Below are 13,801 nucleotides of genomic sequence, written 5' to 3' on the forward strand. Positions count from 1 at the left end.
TTGAGGGTGAAACACAGTGGAGAAAAAGAAAAAAGGCTGTTTCGCTGCCGCGGGTCTTATGATGATATGTGTTTTTGTCATGGTTTCCTTCTTCCTCATTCTGTTATTTTCAAATAATGAATTGCTCAAAAGTCTTCCGTTTGATGTCAAACCGATCGTCCTTGAACGGCTGACAGATTACAAACCGCTTGTTGAAGACGAGCTGGATGAAAAAGGACTCACCAAATATACATCGCTTGTACTCGGCATGATATATCAGGAGTCAAAAGGAAGAGGAAATGATCCCATGCAGTCTTCAGAATCTCTGGGTTTAAAGCGAAATGAGATTAAAAACCCTCAAACCAGTATCAAACAGGGAATCAAACAATTCACTCTCATGTACCAAACAGGCAAGAAAAAAGGCGTAGACTTGGATACGATTATACAAAGCTACAACATGGGAGCCGGCTATATTGATTTTGTGGCTGAACATGGAGGATCGCATACTGAGGAACTGGCAAAACAATACTCCGAGCAGCAGGTCAAAAAGAATCCGAAACTTTACACTTGCGGAGGGAACAAAGACAATTTCCGTTATCCCTACTGCTATGGTGATTACACGTACGCAGAAAAAGTAAAAGCAAAAACAAAAACCGTTGAACAATCCTTAAATGTAACAACACTTGAAACGCTTGAAGAGTAAAAGGCGCCCTGATGAGGCGCCTTTTTCAATCAATAGAAAAAAGCCGCGCAGAGCACGGCTTTTTTTAATAATACGGCGATATCATTAAGTATACAATGACACCCGTCAGACTGACATACAGCCAGAGCGGCATCGTCCATCTGGCGATTTTTTTGTGGCGCTCCACCTGCATACTGAATCCTCTGATCAGCGTAAACAGCGCAAGCGGCACGATGATGAAGGAAAGGCAAATATGCGTAATTAAAATAAAGAAGTAAATCCCGCGCATGATGCCGTGGCCGCCGAATAAAGTATTCTCAGCTATCGAGTGGTACACGACATAGCAGATCAAAAACAGCAAAGTCGTCGTAAACGCCGCTAAAATAAAACGTTTATGCGCTTGAATGTTTTTTTGCTTAATCATAAAGAGCGCTGCCAGCAAAAAGATAAAAGTAAAGCTGTTAAAAATGGCATTTAACATCGGCAGAATATGAATATTGGCAATGCTGACCTGACCTGATTTCGGCATAAAAAACAGCACCGCAATTAACCCGTTGATCAGAACGGTCAATGTCAGCACGATACCGGTATAACTTTTAGGTTTGTTTTCTGTCTGATTCATCTTATGACCTCTCTCAATTTTACTGACTATCCAAATGGTATGAGAATTCAGCTTTGATGTCAACGGTTTCGTCCGCTTCGTCAGAAATTAGACAAACTTAAGCCCTAAAAAGACCGGGTGTTTGAGACCCGGCCTTTCGTCATATTATGCTTCCTTCAACAGTTCTTCTATCACCTTATGTTCGTTTTCATTCAACAGATTTTTTGGAATGATCCGATCTATCGGTTTATTCATATGCTGATCGAGAATATCGGCTGTTTCTTTGTCCCCTGCGATTACGAGACGCTCCCATTGGTGTGAAGCGGCCTTCTGATCAAGGTTTGAAGCCAATCGTTTATACAGCCTGTTTTGGTTTTCTTCGACGTGGACTTTGGCGGCGTCTTCGTCCATTGAGGCGGAGCTTTCGCTTACATCCTGCGGTTTCCACGATTCATTGATGACGTCGTATTGATAATGCTCCACCCCTTCAATTTTTCCGAGTACAGTTTCTATGATCTTCACTTCATTCTGCTGGGTGAGAATAAAAGCCGTACTCGGAAATTGTTCACGGAGAAGTTCTAATTGATCAAGGACAGCCGTTTCTTCCCAATAAAATCGTGTCTCGACAGGCACCTGCAATTCAATCGTCTCCCAAATACCGCCTTCTCCCGATGCAAAAAATACGAGACTTCGCGGCATCTCTTTACCAAGCTCATCGATATATTGATAGACACGTTCCATGATGCGGACGAGAGATTTTTCTTCTTCCGGATCACTGGCAGACAGATACTCTTTTAATCTCCGAAAACCGGTTTTCAAGGCGATTTTCCACTCTCCCCCCTGCTGATCCGGATTTCTCATATCCGTATTTACATATAAGGAAAGCATTTTATCAGGAGATTCCGTCATTACGTACTTCAATTTGCCGATGAGTGAGTCAATTGCCATTATAGATTCCTCCTTTTTCCGCTGCTCACTGTTCCTTTCCCTATCCGCACCGCCTTAAAAACGTCAATCCACATATAAACGGCAGACTTTTCTAAAAAAGTTTTTGCAAAACCCATTTACAAACCAAGACATCATTTACTACAATGGATACTTGTGTTTAACTAAGACTTTTACGCTGTGAAAGGAGTATGATTTTGTTTACTGCAGAAGAAAGAGATCAGAAAGAGCTGGAAAAAGAGCTTCATAAACTTGAATTTCAGATTTTCAGAATGCGGGAAAATCTGATAGATGTATCAAAAGACGCGCGAGTGCTTGGTATTGATCAATCGAACAATGACGATTGGATCATTGTTTCCTCGATTGATGATGGCCAAACATGTAAGATTATGCTGACTGATTGTGAGTCAGCCTACCGGGGAAGAGGCTGTTTTTCACTGATCGCCTCTTATTATGACAATGCCATTCATATCGGGGACATTAAAGGCCCGCCGAACCACGGCTACGGCTCGATCTGCATGAAATTTTTAAAACATATCGCCAGAGAGCAGAATATCCCGAAAGTGACGGGCGACATCGCTAAGCGTGATTGGGATCATGTCGACAGACTCGTTCATTTTTATGAAAAGCATCAATTTGATGTCTGGATTGACAATGATACGCAATCAGGCGGCATTAAATGGGTCGACTTGTAAAAAAATAATAGAGAAACCCTCTTTTATATGGTGTAATAGATTAAACCATATAAGGAGGGTTTTTTTTGTATCCGGAAAAATTGAAAAAAGGCGACGGCATTCGTATTGTGTCTCCGGCCACAAGCATGTCCGTTATGTCAGATGAAAATATAAATGCCGCAAAGTCAAAATTGGAGGAGCTCGGCTTTCGTGTCTCTTTTTCAGAGCATGCAAAAGAAATAAATGAATTTGATTCATCATCCATTGAATCGCGTGTACAGGATCTGCACGAAGCTTTCGCTGATCCTGACATCAAAGCGATTTTGACGACACTCGGCGGGTTCCAATCAAATCAGCTGCTTCGCTATCTTGATTATGAAAACATCAAGCGGCATCCGAAAATCCTTTGCGGCTATTCAGATATTACGGCTCTCGGCCATGCCATATATCAAAAAACCGGCCTTATTACATATTCCGGTCCCCATTTTTCTTCATTTGCCATGAAAAAAGGGCTGGACTATACGATTAACTCTTTCTTGGCCTGCTGTGCTTCTGACAACCCGTATGAGGTAAAGCCTTCATCCGAGTGGAGTGATGATAAATGGTATTTGAACCAGGAGGACAGACGTTTTTATCGGAATCCGGGACCGCTCGTTATTCAACCCGGATATGCGGAAGGAACACTGATCGGAGGAAATCTATGCACGCTGAATCTTCTGCAGGGCACCGAATACTTTCCGGAGATGGAACAAGTGATTCTGTTTATAGAAGATGATCATATGTCGGACATTCATATGTTTGACCGGGATTTGCAGTCACTCATCCACCTTCCCGCTTTTTCAGCTGTGAAGGGAATTGTCATCGGACGTTTCCAGCATGCTTCAAATGTGTCTGAGGAGGCTCTCTGTGCCGTCATCCGTACAAAAGAAGAACTGTCATCCATGCCTGTTATCGCAAATGCTGATTTCGGCCATACCTCCCCTTTGATGACATTCCCGATCGGAGGAACATGCAGGATAGAAGCCGGCTCAGAAGGCGTAAGGATATGGATCGATCGGCATTAATACATAAAGACGGGAAAACCCCCCGTCTTTTTATTTTGACGCCTTATGGCGGCGTGCGCGGAGCGATCATAATTCGTCCGCCAGCCGCTGCCGTCACCCATACGGAAGCTCCTTCATAAAAACGGCTGATCTCTTCATTATATACGGCATGTGTCAGTTCACGTTTATCATGCGTTCCGTCTTGGTTTTTTACGTTTAAAATAAGCACAAGCTCGTGCCTGCCATTCTTCATCACACCAGTACGTCTCACCTTTTCAATAACGGCTGGCCTTCCTCTCCCTCTGTCAAGCGCCTGAAACAGCCTGACAGCCGGCATAGACAGTCCGATAACGATCACAATGGCCAAAGCGGTACAGATACATGCTTGAAACACCGGTGATTCTGTGAAGGCATTCCATAAACATATAAATTCCGGCTCCACCAGATTCATACACCCCTTCAGATTCCGTTTTCACATCCATTCCTTCTATACAATATTAGAGAAACGCTTTTTCTTTTTCCGCATATAACGATTATATACAGTCAAAAAAGGGAAGAAAAAAAGAACACAAAGCATTTCGCCTTGTGTTCTTCATCTCTATATGAAACTAGTCTAATACTTTAACATTTACTGTTCTGACGCCCCAGTTGTTAGCGTCACTTTTCTTTGCAACAAATACGTCAATTTTATTTCCTTTAATTGCGCCGCCTGTATCTGCTGCTGTTGCCACTCCGTAACCTTCAACATAAACCTTAGAGCCAAGCGGAATGACACTAGGGTCTACCGCGATGACTTTTGCATCAGGGTTTTTGTTTAAGTCAACACCGGTTGCCGTTACACCGGAAATGCCGCCGTCGTTAGCAGAGTAAGCAGTTGCAGTCATTGTCAGCTGCTTTTTAGGCTCTTGTTGGTTTGTATTTGATTGAACAGGCTGCTGTTTTGCTTCGACAGCCTTCGCTTCTTGTTTAGGTTGTTGTTCTTGAACAGGTTCTTGTTTAGGCTGCTCGTTTTTGACAGCTTCTTGTTTAGGCTGTTCTGTCTCAGCAGCTGGTTTTTGTTCAGTTTGCGGCTGGCTTGCTTCTTGAGCCGGCTGTGCAGCCTGAGCCTGACCTTTCACATTTAACGTTGTGCCTGCGTAAATTATATCTGATTGCAAGTTATTCAAGCTTTTCAGATTGCCGACTGATGTTCCGAATTTCTGAGCAATTTTCCAGAGGCTGTCGCCCTGCTTCACTGTGTACTGCCCAGATGTGGTTGTTTCTACTGAAGAAATAGTCAGTTTCTCTCCTTCAATGATTAAATCAGAAGATAACTGATTCCATTCTTTTAAGTCCTTTAGGTTCACTCCGTTTTTTTGCGAGATCCCCCAGAGCGTGTCACCCTTTTGCACCGTGATTTCTTTAGCAGAAGCGTGAGCTCCAAATGCAGTTGTTGAAATTGCTGCAACTGCCACAAAGGACATAATCGTCTTCTTCATAAGTAAATCCTCCCTTGTTAGCTTTTTATTGGCGGCTAACAGGTGATATCGTAACATATGAAAATGTCAGTTCAATAACAAAACGATTTGAATTAGATTACAGTTCCTTTACATGAAACATTTCTCTCGCTTGGTAAGTCTTGCTGAAACCTTGATACAGCAAGGGTTTTCAAGCTTCTGATTTTTCCGGCGCGAATGGAAAACACAATGTGCAAATTTCTAAAAAAACTTTTTTTCACTCTGTTTCTCTTACATAATTTCGGATTTCTTCTAAAAAAACCGCTCCGTATTTCAATCTTTTTTGTTCCCCGACCCCTTTTACGGAAAGAAGATCCTGATCCGTTTTCGGAAGTTTCGCCGACATTTCTTTTAACGTCTGATCCGAGAACACGACAAATGGAGGCACACCCTGTTCAGCTGCAATCTCTTTGCGGAGACGCCGGAGAAGCTCAAATAATTCATCATTTTCAGTAACGGCAGCGGCCTGTAAGGCTTCTTTTCTCGCGACTGCGCTTTTTCCAAGCAGAACGTCCCTGCCTTTTTGGGTGACCATAAGCGTCGGAAATGTGCCGTCCGCCATTCTGATATATTCATCTGAAATAAGGAATTCGATAAAATCACTGATTTCCGCTGCGGATTGATGCTTCATAATGCCGTAAGTGGACAGGCTGCTGAAGCCGTTTTCCAGCACTTTTTTATTTTTTGAGCCGCTAAGCACCTGCGCCACCATCGTTTTTCCGAAGCGCTCATTCATTCTGATGATGCATGATAATACCATCTGCGCTTCTTTTGTGACGTCATGGGCGGTCCTTGTATCAGTGCAATTGCCGCATGCTTCGCAAGCTTCCGCCTCATTCTCGCCGAAATACTTCAGAATAAACCGCTGCAGGCAATCTTCCGTATGACAGTAATCCACCATCTGTCTCAGTTTTTTGAGATCCTGCTTTTGTTTTTCTTCTCCGGCGGCCGATTGGTCTATTAAAAAACGCTGCACCATAATATCCTGCGGCGAAAATAAGAGCACACACTCGCTGTTAAGACCATCGCGCCCGGCCCGTCCGGCTTCCTGGTAATAGCTCTCCATATCTTTCGGAATCTGCGCGTGCAAAACGAACCTGATGTTGCTCTTATCGATTCCCATTCCGAAAGCGGACGTAGCTACCATCACTTGTATCTGATCGTTAAGAAACCGCTCCTGCTGGTCTTTTCTGTCATCATCCGCCAATCCGCCGTGATAACGGCCGGCATTGATGCCGCTGCGCTTTAATTTCTCATATAAACGGTCGGTTTCTTTTCTTGTCGCTGTATATATAATGCCGGCTTCGTGTTTATTTTTTTCCAGATACCGCTCGATAAACCGATCTTTGTTTTCGCCCTTTACTACTTTAAACGTTAAATTCTCTCTGGCAAAACCGGTATATACAGTTTGTTCTTTCTTAATATGAAGCTGCTTGCAGATGTCATCATGAACCTCAGGCGTAGCCGTCGCCGTTAATGCGATGATGACGGGCGGTTCTTTTAATTCATTAAAAAGGATTTCGATATTCCGGTAACTCGGCCTGAAATCATGTCCCCATTGCGATATACAGTGAGCTTCGTCAATGGCGACAAGAGGAACCGTAATATTCTGCAGGATGTGAATGAATTCAGAAGAAGTCAAACGCTCCGGTGTAATGTAAAAGAGCCGGTAAGCCCCTTGTTTCAAACCGGTCAGGCGCTCATGAATGTCACGGCTTGTCTGGGTGCTGTTAATATAAGCTGCCGCGATACCCGCTTCTTCAAGCGCGTCGACTTGATCTTTCATTAAGGAAATAAGAGGGGAAATAACGATTGTGGTTCCTTCAAACAGCAGTGCGGGAATCTGATAGCAGATTGATTTTCCGCCCCCCGTCGGCATAATGCAGACCGTGTTTTTTCTCTCCTCTGCAACTGATTGTATCGCCTGCTTTTGGCCCGCGCGTAGACTGTCGTAACCAAAATAATGCGCCAGAAGGGATTGGGCTTTATCCAGCATAAGTTGTAAAACCTCACTTTGTCTTTGATTCTTTCATTTTATCATACAGATAAAGTACGCTGCTCAAGGGCAATTCAAAATAAAAAGCCATCTCCGCAAGGGAAATGGCTTTCGCTACGTATGCCGTACGCAAGTAAGAAAGTTTTAAACCACCACTCCTCAAAGTGGGTGTTTGCAGAAGCGTTCCTGTCGTCCTCTGCAATGGAGGCATGACATTCCGGCTTCGATATAAAACTCCCTATTACAGCTTAAAGGTTAAAACTTAATTAACAATACGAACAATGTAGCTTCTCTTATATCCTACACCATCAGTCGTATTTTGGCAAGAGGGTTAATTCTTTTACAGAAAACCTTTTTTCTTTGTGAAAAATGCTTTATTCTACATAAAAATTGTTTTTTCGACAAAATATCAATATATCAATATAAGATCAGACCGAAAGCTGCCGCCAGCTTCTTCTATAATAGAAAAAACTCTCACACCCTGTATGGGCGCAAGAGTTAATGGAAATTAGAATTTTGCAGCCAGATCTTTCGCTTCTTGCAGTCCTTTTTCAATGATCGCTTGAGCGTTATCCGGTGCAGCATTATGGCCTTCAACGACAACAGTGTGAAGATCTTGGACACCCCAGAAACCGAGAACGGTTTTCATGAAGTTTAATGACATTTCAAGAGATGCCATCGGTCCTTCAGAATATACACCGCCGCGTGCGTTTAAGAGCGCTACTTTTTTATCTCCCATCAGACCTTTAGGGCCTTCAGGCGTGTATGTGAAAGTAACTCCTGCGCGAGACAGGTAATCAACATAAGTATGAAGCACAGCAGGCACTGTGAAGTTCCAAAGCGGGAATGCAAACACGACTTTGTCAGCTTTGACGAATTGATTTAAGTAAATGTCAGCAGTTGACGCTTGTTTTTTCTCTTCGTCTGTCATTTCAATTCCTTTTGAAGCTTTGAATGTTCCGTTAATCATATCTCTTCCGAGGTAAGGAAGGTTTTCTTTATGAAGATCAAGTTCGATCACTTCATCATTCGGATTGTTTTCTTTATAAGCAGCCAGAAACGCTTCGTATAATTTTACGGATACGCCTTCTTCAGCCGTACGATCACTTGATTTTACAAATAATACTTGAGACATTCTAAATTCCTCCCGGTAATCTTTTAATATTTACTTACAAATAGTATGTTACTTTCTTTTTTATATAAAGTCAATGATTTTATTTCGATTCTGAGATTTTTTATGAAAAAAAAACAGGTACATATGAATGTACCTGCTGCTATTATTGTGAATCCTGCTCGCGATCCAGGATTTCGTAAGTTTGTGAGCTTTTTTGATCAACGGTTTCTTTATTTGAGAGGTCTTTCACCTGCTCGTGAAATTCCCTTTCATATGACGGAGCGTCTGTTTTCACATCCCCTTCTGTTTCTCGCTGCGCTTCGACGGTCATTCTGGCGTACGGCACAGCTTCAAGTCTTTCATAAGGAATTTCTTTTCCCGTTTTCTCGCAAATCCCGTATGTTCCTTTATCCATTCGTTCAAGCGCGGCGTGCACCTCATCTAAAAGATTCTGATCGACACCGTCCAGCGTCTGATTCGTGACCCTGTCCAAATAAATGCTTCCGTGATCAGCTAAGTGATTATCTACTCCGTTCGACAGTTCTCCTGTGTCTTCGCTCATTGAATGATTTTCTTTTGATTCTCCCTGAAGACTTTCCTTTAAATCGATTAATTTATGATAAAGGCTGTCCTGCTGTTCTTTTGATAATGACATATTCATCATCTCCTTTTTCGTCTGTATTCTTCGCTGCATCTGTTAATACATACCCTCGAAAAAGGAGGCTGAAACAACGGAGTCAATGCTTTCTTCCCCTGATGGTGACATTGGGTGTCTGCTGCTTTGTCTGTCTTTTTTCTTTCGCAGCATCATTTTGCGGGTTGTCCCGACATTCTTCAGCGCAGGCTTGTTTGAGCCTGTGCACCGGTGTATGGTAAGTGGCGCCGATATTCAGCATACCGCTCAGCTCTTCTATACTCAGCTTTTCAAAATCAATATTGTATTCAACCTTGTCCACTTTGACGTGCTCAATATGGACATATGTTTTTTCCCCTTCAACCGTTTGCGGCTCAAAATGACACTTATCCTGAAGCTCATCAAGCTGTTGTTCCACTTTCTTAAGCCGGTCTAATTCTTCTTCACACACTTTTTTGAAAATCTCTTTCATTATTTTTTTCAAAGAAAATCACTTCTTTCCCCGTCACTCTTGGAAAGTTCTATGCGTCCCGCATTGCGAATATATAAACATGATATACAAAAAGGAGGCGAATCATGATGTTTTTTCCATCCGTTATCAACTTTGAGTATATAAAAATGAACGGAATCAGCGGCGGAGCAGCTTTTAACACCGGCTCTTCCGTTATGGTGAGAAACACAGCAGCCAATAAAAGAAATGAAGGGTACGGTGAACAAAACGGGGATTGCACCGTTGTCGTCATCCCTATCATGAGTATCGATGATTCAGATCTGATAGATGGCACAGCAAACAAGATCAGCCTTCGATAATGATCTGGCTTGCATCCCCCAGATGTTTAGCAATCGATATATATAAAATCCCGTCTTTGAATACCGCCTGCATTCCCTTCGTTCCTTGAGCGGAATGCGGAAGGTCGAGTTTTTTTTCAAAATCGCCGTATTTTCCGGTCTTCTGTTTAAAATCCTGTTCATTAAAAAAGGATTTTCTCGTGCCTTTTACGACGATATATTCTCCGTAGGACAGCAGCTGAACATCTTGTTTCCGGTAGCCGGGCAGATACAGTAAAAATTGGAGCTCATCATGGGTTTCCACAATATCTATAAGAGGAAAAGCATTCTCATTTCTTCTCATTTGCCCATCTCCCTGTTGAAAGGGAAAATGAGAATGGCCGTTTTGAAATGATTTCAGTTGTTCATCATCAAAAACGTTTTTCCAAAAGTCGCCGCCGGACATGTTTTGCGCCATTTCCATCCACTGCTTCATCTTATCGAAATCCATTTTTATCGCCCCCTGTCTAAGCATACGGTCATAACAGCCGGCATACACCTGTATTAAAGGAGGTTTGCCTGTGGTTCAACCAACTCCATATATCAATATTAATATTTTCATGTTGAAAATTAATTCCTTTGAAAATGCTTCAGCGGTGAATGTCGGACAAAATTTACTGGCGGAATGGCAGAATTCTGATAAAAAGAATCAGGGATACGGACAGAACTTCGGAGATGCAAGCGGCTTCATCGGCACGAACGGCAAAGTGGATGACCGGGATCAAATTGATTCTCCATCTGCCTTTGAGTCTGCATGCGATAAAATCCCTGCCGGAAAAGGAGGCCCATTATGATGTTTTCGCCGGTTTTGGTAAATGTAGGAGGCTTTAAAGTAAATGCAGTCGACCGCGGTTCTTCCATTACGATCGGCCCGTATCAGCAAATCGATTATTTTTTATCCAATAAGATCAACTACGGATTCGGTGAAGAAAATGGTGATTTGGCGCCGATTTATATCCCCATCAGTTCTATTGCTGATCCGGATCTCATTGATTCGAACTCCGGAAAAACAAGCATTATATAATAAAAAGGCCATCCGCATGCATTCGGATGGCTTTTATGTGATATTTAACTGCATAAGTATTTTGTTAAGATGGCTTGAACCTCAGTCAAGTCCGTTTCTTTTGCAAATTCCAATTCGAAAGTTTTTCCCCTTGTCATTAATACAAGCCCGGTATCGGGATCAAACATCCCCGCTTCTTGAATGGCGAAGCTTTCAATTGTTTTATATGGAAGAAATACGCGCACTTTCTTTTTGGAGAACATTTTATTATCAAAGAAAATCACTCGTTTATTCGTAAAGCATATTTGGTCAACCCGCAGTTTATAAATCGTTTCGATCCGTTCTCCCTCAACGAGCAAAGCCTCCAGCTTTTTTGTGTCGGTTGATCTGCTGACAGAAAAAATTCCCAATGAAGAACCCCACTTTCTGCTTCTATACTATTGTTTTATTACAATCATAAAAAAATAAGTTCTTTATCCCTATATAAGAATACGACATAGACGGCATTTAAACCATTACGAACAGATTACATTTTTAGAACGTTCATCAAAAAAGCCCTTCGCGAAAGGTGCCGCTGTTATGAAGTAATACGGTTCAGCGGAAGAAAAGGTTTCAAGAAAACGATATTTTTTTCGAAAAGTCAGTTTTTTATTTTCGCCATAAAAAACCGCGGCTTCTCCAATGCCGCGGTTTCAACAAAACATCAACGATCCGTATCTTCAATCGTTCCTTCTTTATAGGTATCTGAAATTTGTTCCATCGTCGTGTCGGTGCCTTCTTCAGGTTGCACTTGCTGAAGCTGATCTGATGTTTTATTTTGTTTGTCTTGCTCTATTTTTTTCATTTTGCAGCCACCTTTTATATGTAGTCTTTTTTAGTATGGCTCAGGCAAAATAAATTCATTCAGCTTTAAACTTCTTCAAAATACTCTTTGTAGAAGCCTCCGACTTTGTTTGTATTGTCTACAACAAAAATGAATTCTTCTGTTTCATTTTTGACTTCATACTCTTTACCCGGCGTCAGCACATTTTTGACAATGTATTTTTTCGCATCTGTATGTACGCATTTGACCTTTTTGACGCTTTCTTTTATCTGCCAATTATTATGAATCATTTATAAAACTCCTTTTCTTAATCGATAAGCTTATTGTAGCCGTTTTTTCTTGTGAATTGCAATAACGGTTATCGATTGATTTTACCGGAGGTGTTATTATAGAATGACTGTATGCGCTTACTTTGCGCGGACATCAAGATGCTCAAAACAGACCATAAAAAAATTTCGGGAGGTTTGTTACGAATGAGTTCTTTAACGATGCAGATCACAAAAAGGCTGGAAACATTTTTACAGGGCACGAAGAAGCTTTATATTGACGGAAAATTTGTTCCGAGCGCTTCAGGATCAACATTTGTCACACCGAATCCGGCAACCGGGGAAACGCTGATGACGCTTTACGAGGCACAGTCAGAAGACATTGACAGTGCAGTGAAAGCGGCACGCAAAGCCTTTGATCACGGCGAATGGCGCACTATGCCGGCCGCTTCCAGAAGCAGGCTGATGTATAAGCTTGCCGATTTAATGGAAGAGCACAAAACGGAACTCGCGCAGCTTGAAACACTTGATAATGGAAAACCGATTAATGAAACGACGAATGGGGATATCCCGCTCGCAATTGAGCATATGCGTTATTATGCCGGGTGGTCTACAAAGATAACCGGACAAACAATTCCGGTCGCCGGCTCATATTTTAATTACACCCGCCATGAGCCTGTCGGCGTCGTGGGGCAGATCATCCCTTGGAACTTCCCGCTCCTTATGGCGATGTGGAAAATGGGCGCCGCCCTTGCCACAGGCTGCACAATCGTTTTGAAACCGGCGGAACAGACACCGCTGACTGCCCTCTATTTAGCGGAATTAATAGATCAGGCGGGCTTCCCTGACGGCGTCATCAATATTGTCCCAGGGTTCGGCGAAACGGCCGGGGAAGCGCTGACCAACCATGACGATGTCGATAAACTCGCTTTTACCGGTTCTACAGAAATCGGCAAAAAAATCATGGAAAAAGCCGCAAAAAAAATTAAACGCGTGACACTGGAGCTTGGCGGAAAGTCACCTAACATCATTTTGCCTGACGCCAATTTGAAGAAAGCCATTCCCGGCGCTTTAAACGGGGTCATGTTTAATCAGGGGCAGGTATGCTGCGCAGGCTCCCGTGTCTTCATTCACAAAGACAAATATGATGAGGTCGTCAGCGAAATGGTTTCATATGCGAAATCGCTTCAGCAAGGCGCCGGCCTTCACCAGGATACACAAATCGGCCCGCTCGTCAGTCAGGAACAGCATGAGCGCGTGCTTTCATATATTGAAAAAGGAAAAGCGGAAGGAGCCAAAGCTGTCGCGGGCGGCAGCTGCCCGTTTGAAGAAGGGTATTTTGTCTCCCCGACTGTATTTGCGGATGTGGATGACAGCATGACCATCGCAAAAGAAGAAATTTTCGGCCCGGTTTTAGCCGCCATTCCGTATGATACGGTAGACGAAGTGATTGAGCGGGCGAACCGCTCGGAATACGGCCTTGCAGCCGGACTTTGGACTGAGAATGTGAAAAACGCCCATTACATTGCTGACCGTCTCCAAGCCGGCACCGTTTGGGTCAACTGCTACAATGTTTTCGATGCGGCATCTCCTTTCGGCGGCTATAAGCAATCCGGCCTCGGGCGGGAAATGGGCTCTTACGCTCTGGATAATTATACAGAAGTGAAAAGCGTCTGGATCAATCTGGAAGATTAATCAAACAAGAAACTGCTGCCTG

18 protein-coding genes, 1 other RNA gene and 1 pseudogene are annotated in these 13,801 nt (G+C 42.9%); 7 read left to right on the forward strand and 13 right to left on the reverse strand.

What is annotated here, in order from left to right; all coding sequences use genetic code 11:
• Positions 1-16 precede the first annotated feature (16 nt).
• The gene (locus tag J6600_RS09620; RefSeq protein WP_017417956.1) at positions 17-682 is read left to right on the forward strand and encodes a lysozyme family protein; all 666 of its coding nucleotides are present in this window, start codon (positions 17-19) and stop codon (positions 680-682) included.
• Between the two features lie 64 nt (positions 683-746).
• Here J6600_RS09620 and J6600_RS09625 read toward each other — a convergent pair whose 3' ends face one another.
• Together J6600_RS09625 and J6600_RS09630 are read right to left on the reverse strand one after the other, a co-directional pair.
• Complete coding sequence (locus tag J6600_RS09625) at positions 747-1,283, reverse strand: DUF420 domain-containing protein (protein WP_007611945.1); 537 nt, start codon at positions 1,281-1,283, stop codon at positions 747-749.
• Positions 1,284-1,427: 144 nt separating this feature from the next.
• Positions 1,428-2,210 (reverse strand): VLRF1 family aeRF1-type release factor, encoded by a 783-nt coding sequence (locus J6600_RS09630; RefSeq protein ID WP_209387337.1) that lies wholly within the window; start codon positions 2,208-2,210, stop codon positions 1,428-1,430.
• Positions 2,211-2,398: 188 nt separating this feature from the next.
• Between J6600_RS09630 and J6600_RS09635 the strand changes: the two genes are divergently transcribed.
• Together J6600_RS09635 and J6600_RS09640 are read left to right on the forward strand one after the other, a co-directional pair.
• Positions 2,399-2,902, forward strand: coding sequence for an N-acetyltransferase (locus J6600_RS09635; RefSeq protein WP_014305189.1), 504 nt, complete (start codon positions 2,399-2,401; stop codon positions 2,900-2,902).
• Positions 2,903-2,967: 65 nt separating this feature from the next.
• On the forward strand, positions 2,968-3,945 hold the full coding sequence (locus tag J6600_RS09640; RefSeq protein ID WP_209387338.1) for a S66 family peptidase: 978 nt from the start codon (positions 2,968-2,970) through the stop codon (positions 3,943-3,945).
• A gap of 30 nt (positions 3,946-3,975) precedes the next feature.
• Here the strand turns inward: J6600_RS09640 and J6600_RS09645 are convergent.
• The 7 genes and pseudogenes from J6600_RS09645 to gerPC all read right to left on the reverse strand — a co-directional run bounded on the left by J6600_RS09645 (position 3,976) and on the right by gerPC (position 9,648).
• A pseudogene (locus tag J6600_RS09645) lies at positions 3,976-4,375 on the reverse strand (hypothetical protein).
• Between the two features lie 157 nt (positions 4,376-4,532).
• Positions 4,533-5,402, reverse strand: coding sequence for a 3D domain-containing protein (locus J6600_RS09650; RefSeq protein WP_007407985.1), 870 nt, complete (start codon positions 5,400-5,402; stop codon positions 4,533-4,535).
• A gap of 235 nt (positions 5,403-5,637) precedes the next feature.
• Positions 5,638-7,416: a DNA helicase RecQ gene (gene recQ / locus J6600_RS09655; RefSeq protein ID WP_003153793.1), complete on the reverse strand. Its 1,779-nt coding sequence runs from the start codon at positions 7,414-7,416 to the stop codon at positions 5,638-5,640.
• Positions 7,417-7,523: 107 nt separating this feature from the next.
• Positions 7,524-7,709: non-coding RNA, 6S RNA (gene ssrS / locus J6600_RS09660), on the reverse strand.
• Between the two features lie 215 nt (positions 7,710-7,924).
• Complete coding sequence (locus J6600_RS09665) at positions 7,925-8,551, reverse strand: FMN-dependent NADH-azoreductase (protein ID WP_003153791.1); 627 nt, start codon at positions 8,549-8,551, stop codon at positions 7,925-7,927.
• Between the two features lie 142 nt (positions 8,552-8,693).
• Complete coding sequence (locus J6600_RS09670; protein WP_017417961.1) at positions 8,694-9,185, reverse strand: TraR/DksA family transcriptional regulator; 492 nt, start codon at positions 9,183-9,185, stop codon at positions 8,694-8,696.
• A gap of 82 nt (positions 9,186-9,267) precedes the next feature.
• Positions 9,268-9,648 (reverse strand): spore germination protein GerPC, encoded by a 381-nt coding sequence (gerPC, locus tag J6600_RS09675; RefSeq protein ID WP_103526825.1) that lies wholly within the window; start codon positions 9,646-9,648, stop codon positions 9,268-9,270.
• Positions 9,649-9,740: 92 nt separating this feature from the next.
• Between gerPC and J6600_RS09680 the strand changes: the two genes are divergently transcribed.
• Complete coding sequence (locus tag J6600_RS09680) at positions 9,741-9,974, forward strand: hypothetical protein (protein WP_014418113.1); 234 nt, start codon at positions 9,741-9,743, stop codon at positions 9,972-9,974.
• Here the strand turns inward: J6600_RS09680 and J6600_RS09685 are convergent.
• A complete protein-coding gene (locus tag J6600_RS09685) occupies positions 9,961-10,443 on the reverse strand; it encodes an Hsp20/alpha crystallin family protein (RefSeq protein WP_209387340.1) in 483 nt (160 codons plus the stop codon). The genes J6600_RS09680 and J6600_RS09685 overlap by 14 nt on opposite strands.
• A 70-nt stretch (positions 10,444-10,513) precedes the next feature.
• Between J6600_RS09685 and J6600_RS09690 the strand changes: the two genes are divergently transcribed.
• Both J6600_RS09690 and J6600_RS09695 read left to right on the forward strand, forming a co-directional pair.
• Positions 10,514-10,786: a hypothetical protein gene (locus tag J6600_RS09690; RefSeq protein ID WP_014418114.1), complete on the forward strand. Its 273-nt coding sequence runs from the start codon at positions 10,514-10,516 to the stop codon at positions 10,784-10,786.
• Positions 10,783-11,016, forward strand: a complete 234-nt coding sequence (locus J6600_RS09695) for a hypothetical protein (RefSeq protein WP_003153785.1) — start codon at positions 10,783-10,785, stop codon at positions 11,014-11,016. Before J6600_RS09690 ends, J6600_RS09695 begins: the two co-directional genes overlap by 4 nt.
• Positions 11,017-11,060: 44 nt before the next feature.
• Here J6600_RS09695 and J6600_RS09700 read toward each other — a convergent pair whose 3' ends face one another.
• From J6600_RS09700 to J6600_RS09710, 3 genes are all read right to left on the reverse strand, one after another.
• A complete protein-coding gene (locus J6600_RS09700; protein ID WP_003153783.1) occupies positions 11,061-11,405 on the reverse strand; it encodes a PH domain-containing protein in 345 nt (114 codons plus the stop codon).
• A 293-nt stretch (positions 11,406-11,698) separates the two neighbouring features.
• On the reverse strand, positions 11,699-11,839 hold the full coding sequence (locus J6600_RS09705) for a DUF4025 domain-containing protein (protein WP_209387341.1): 141 nt from the start codon (positions 11,837-11,839) through the stop codon (positions 11,699-11,701).
• Positions 11,840-11,904: 65 nt separating this feature from the next.
• Positions 11,905-12,108 carry a DUF6501 family protein gene (locus J6600_RS09710; protein ID WP_022553228.1) on the reverse strand — a complete coding sequence of 68 codons (204 nt, stop codon included), beginning with the start codon at positions 12,106-12,108 and terminating at the stop codon, positions 11,905-11,907.
• 183 nt (positions 12,109-12,291) lie between these two features.
• On the opposite strand from J6600_RS09710, the gene J6600_RS09715 reads away from it, so the two are divergent.
• On the forward strand, positions 12,292-13,779 hold the full coding sequence (locus J6600_RS09715; protein WP_017417962.1) for an aldehyde dehydrogenase family protein: 1,488 nt from the start codon (positions 12,292-12,294) through the stop codon (positions 13,777-13,779).
• Positions 13,780-13,801 lie beyond the last annotated feature (22 nt).

Source organism: Bacillus sp. LJBV19, from assembly GCF_017797845.1.
Lineage (GTDB): Bacteria > Bacillota > Bacilli > Bacillales > Bacillaceae > Bacillus > Bacillus velezensis.

What these genes read in the sequence shown, in the direction of transcription:
- J6600_RS09625 (WP_007611945.1), bottom strand. Translation starts at nt 1,283, where the DNA reads ATGAATCAGACAGAAAACAAACCTAAAAGTTATACCGGTATCGTGCTG.
- J6600_RS09630 (WP_209387337.1), bottom strand. Translation starts at nt 2,210, where the DNA reads ATGGCAATTGACTCACTCATCGGCAAATTGAAGTACGTAATGACGGAA.
- J6600_RS09635 (WP_014305189.1), top strand. Translation starts at nt 2,399, where the DNA reads ATGATTTTGTTTACTGCAGAAGAAAGAGATCAGAAAGAGCTGGAAAAA.
- J6600_RS09650 (WP_007407985.1), bottom strand. Translation starts at nt 5,402, where the DNA reads ATGAAGAAGACGATTATGTCCTTTGTGGCAGTTGCAGCAATTTCAACA.
- recQ (WP_003153793.1), bottom strand. Translation starts at nt 7,416, where the DNA reads ATGCTGGATAAAGCCCAATCCCTTCTGGCGCATTATTTTGGTTACGAC.
- J6600_RS09665 (WP_003153791.1), bottom strand. Translation starts at nt 8,551, where the DNA reads ATGTCTCAAGTATTATTTGTAAAATCAAGTGATCGTACGGCTGAAGAA.
- J6600_RS09670 (WP_017417961.1), bottom strand. Translation starts at nt 9,185, where the DNA reads ATGTCATTATCAAAAGAACAGCAGGACAGCCTTTATCATAAATTAATC.
- J6600_RS09680 (WP_014418113.1), top strand. Translation starts at nt 9,741, where the DNA reads ATGATGTTTTTTCCATCCGTTATCAACTTTGAGTATATAAAAATGAAC.
- J6600_RS09685 (WP_209387340.1), bottom strand. Translation starts at nt 10,443, where the DNA reads ATGGATTTCGATAAGATGAAGCAGTGGATGGAAATGGCGCAAAACATG.
- J6600_RS09695 (WP_003153785.1), top strand. Translation starts at nt 10,783, where the DNA reads ATGATGTTTTCGCCGGTTTTGGTAAATGTAGGAGGCTTTAAAGTAAAT.
- J6600_RS09705 (WP_209387341.1), bottom strand. Translation starts at nt 11,839, where the DNA reads ATGAAAAAAATAGAGCAAGACAAACAAAATAAAACATCAGATCAGCTT.
- J6600_RS09710 (WP_022553228.1), bottom strand. Translation starts at nt 12,108, where the DNA reads ATGATTCATAATAATTGGCAGATAAAAGAAAGCGTCAAAAAGGTCAAA.
- J6600_RS09715 (WP_017417962.1), top strand. Translation starts at nt 12,292, where the DNA reads ATGAGTTCTTTAACGATGCAGATCACAAAAAGGCTGGAAACATTTTTA.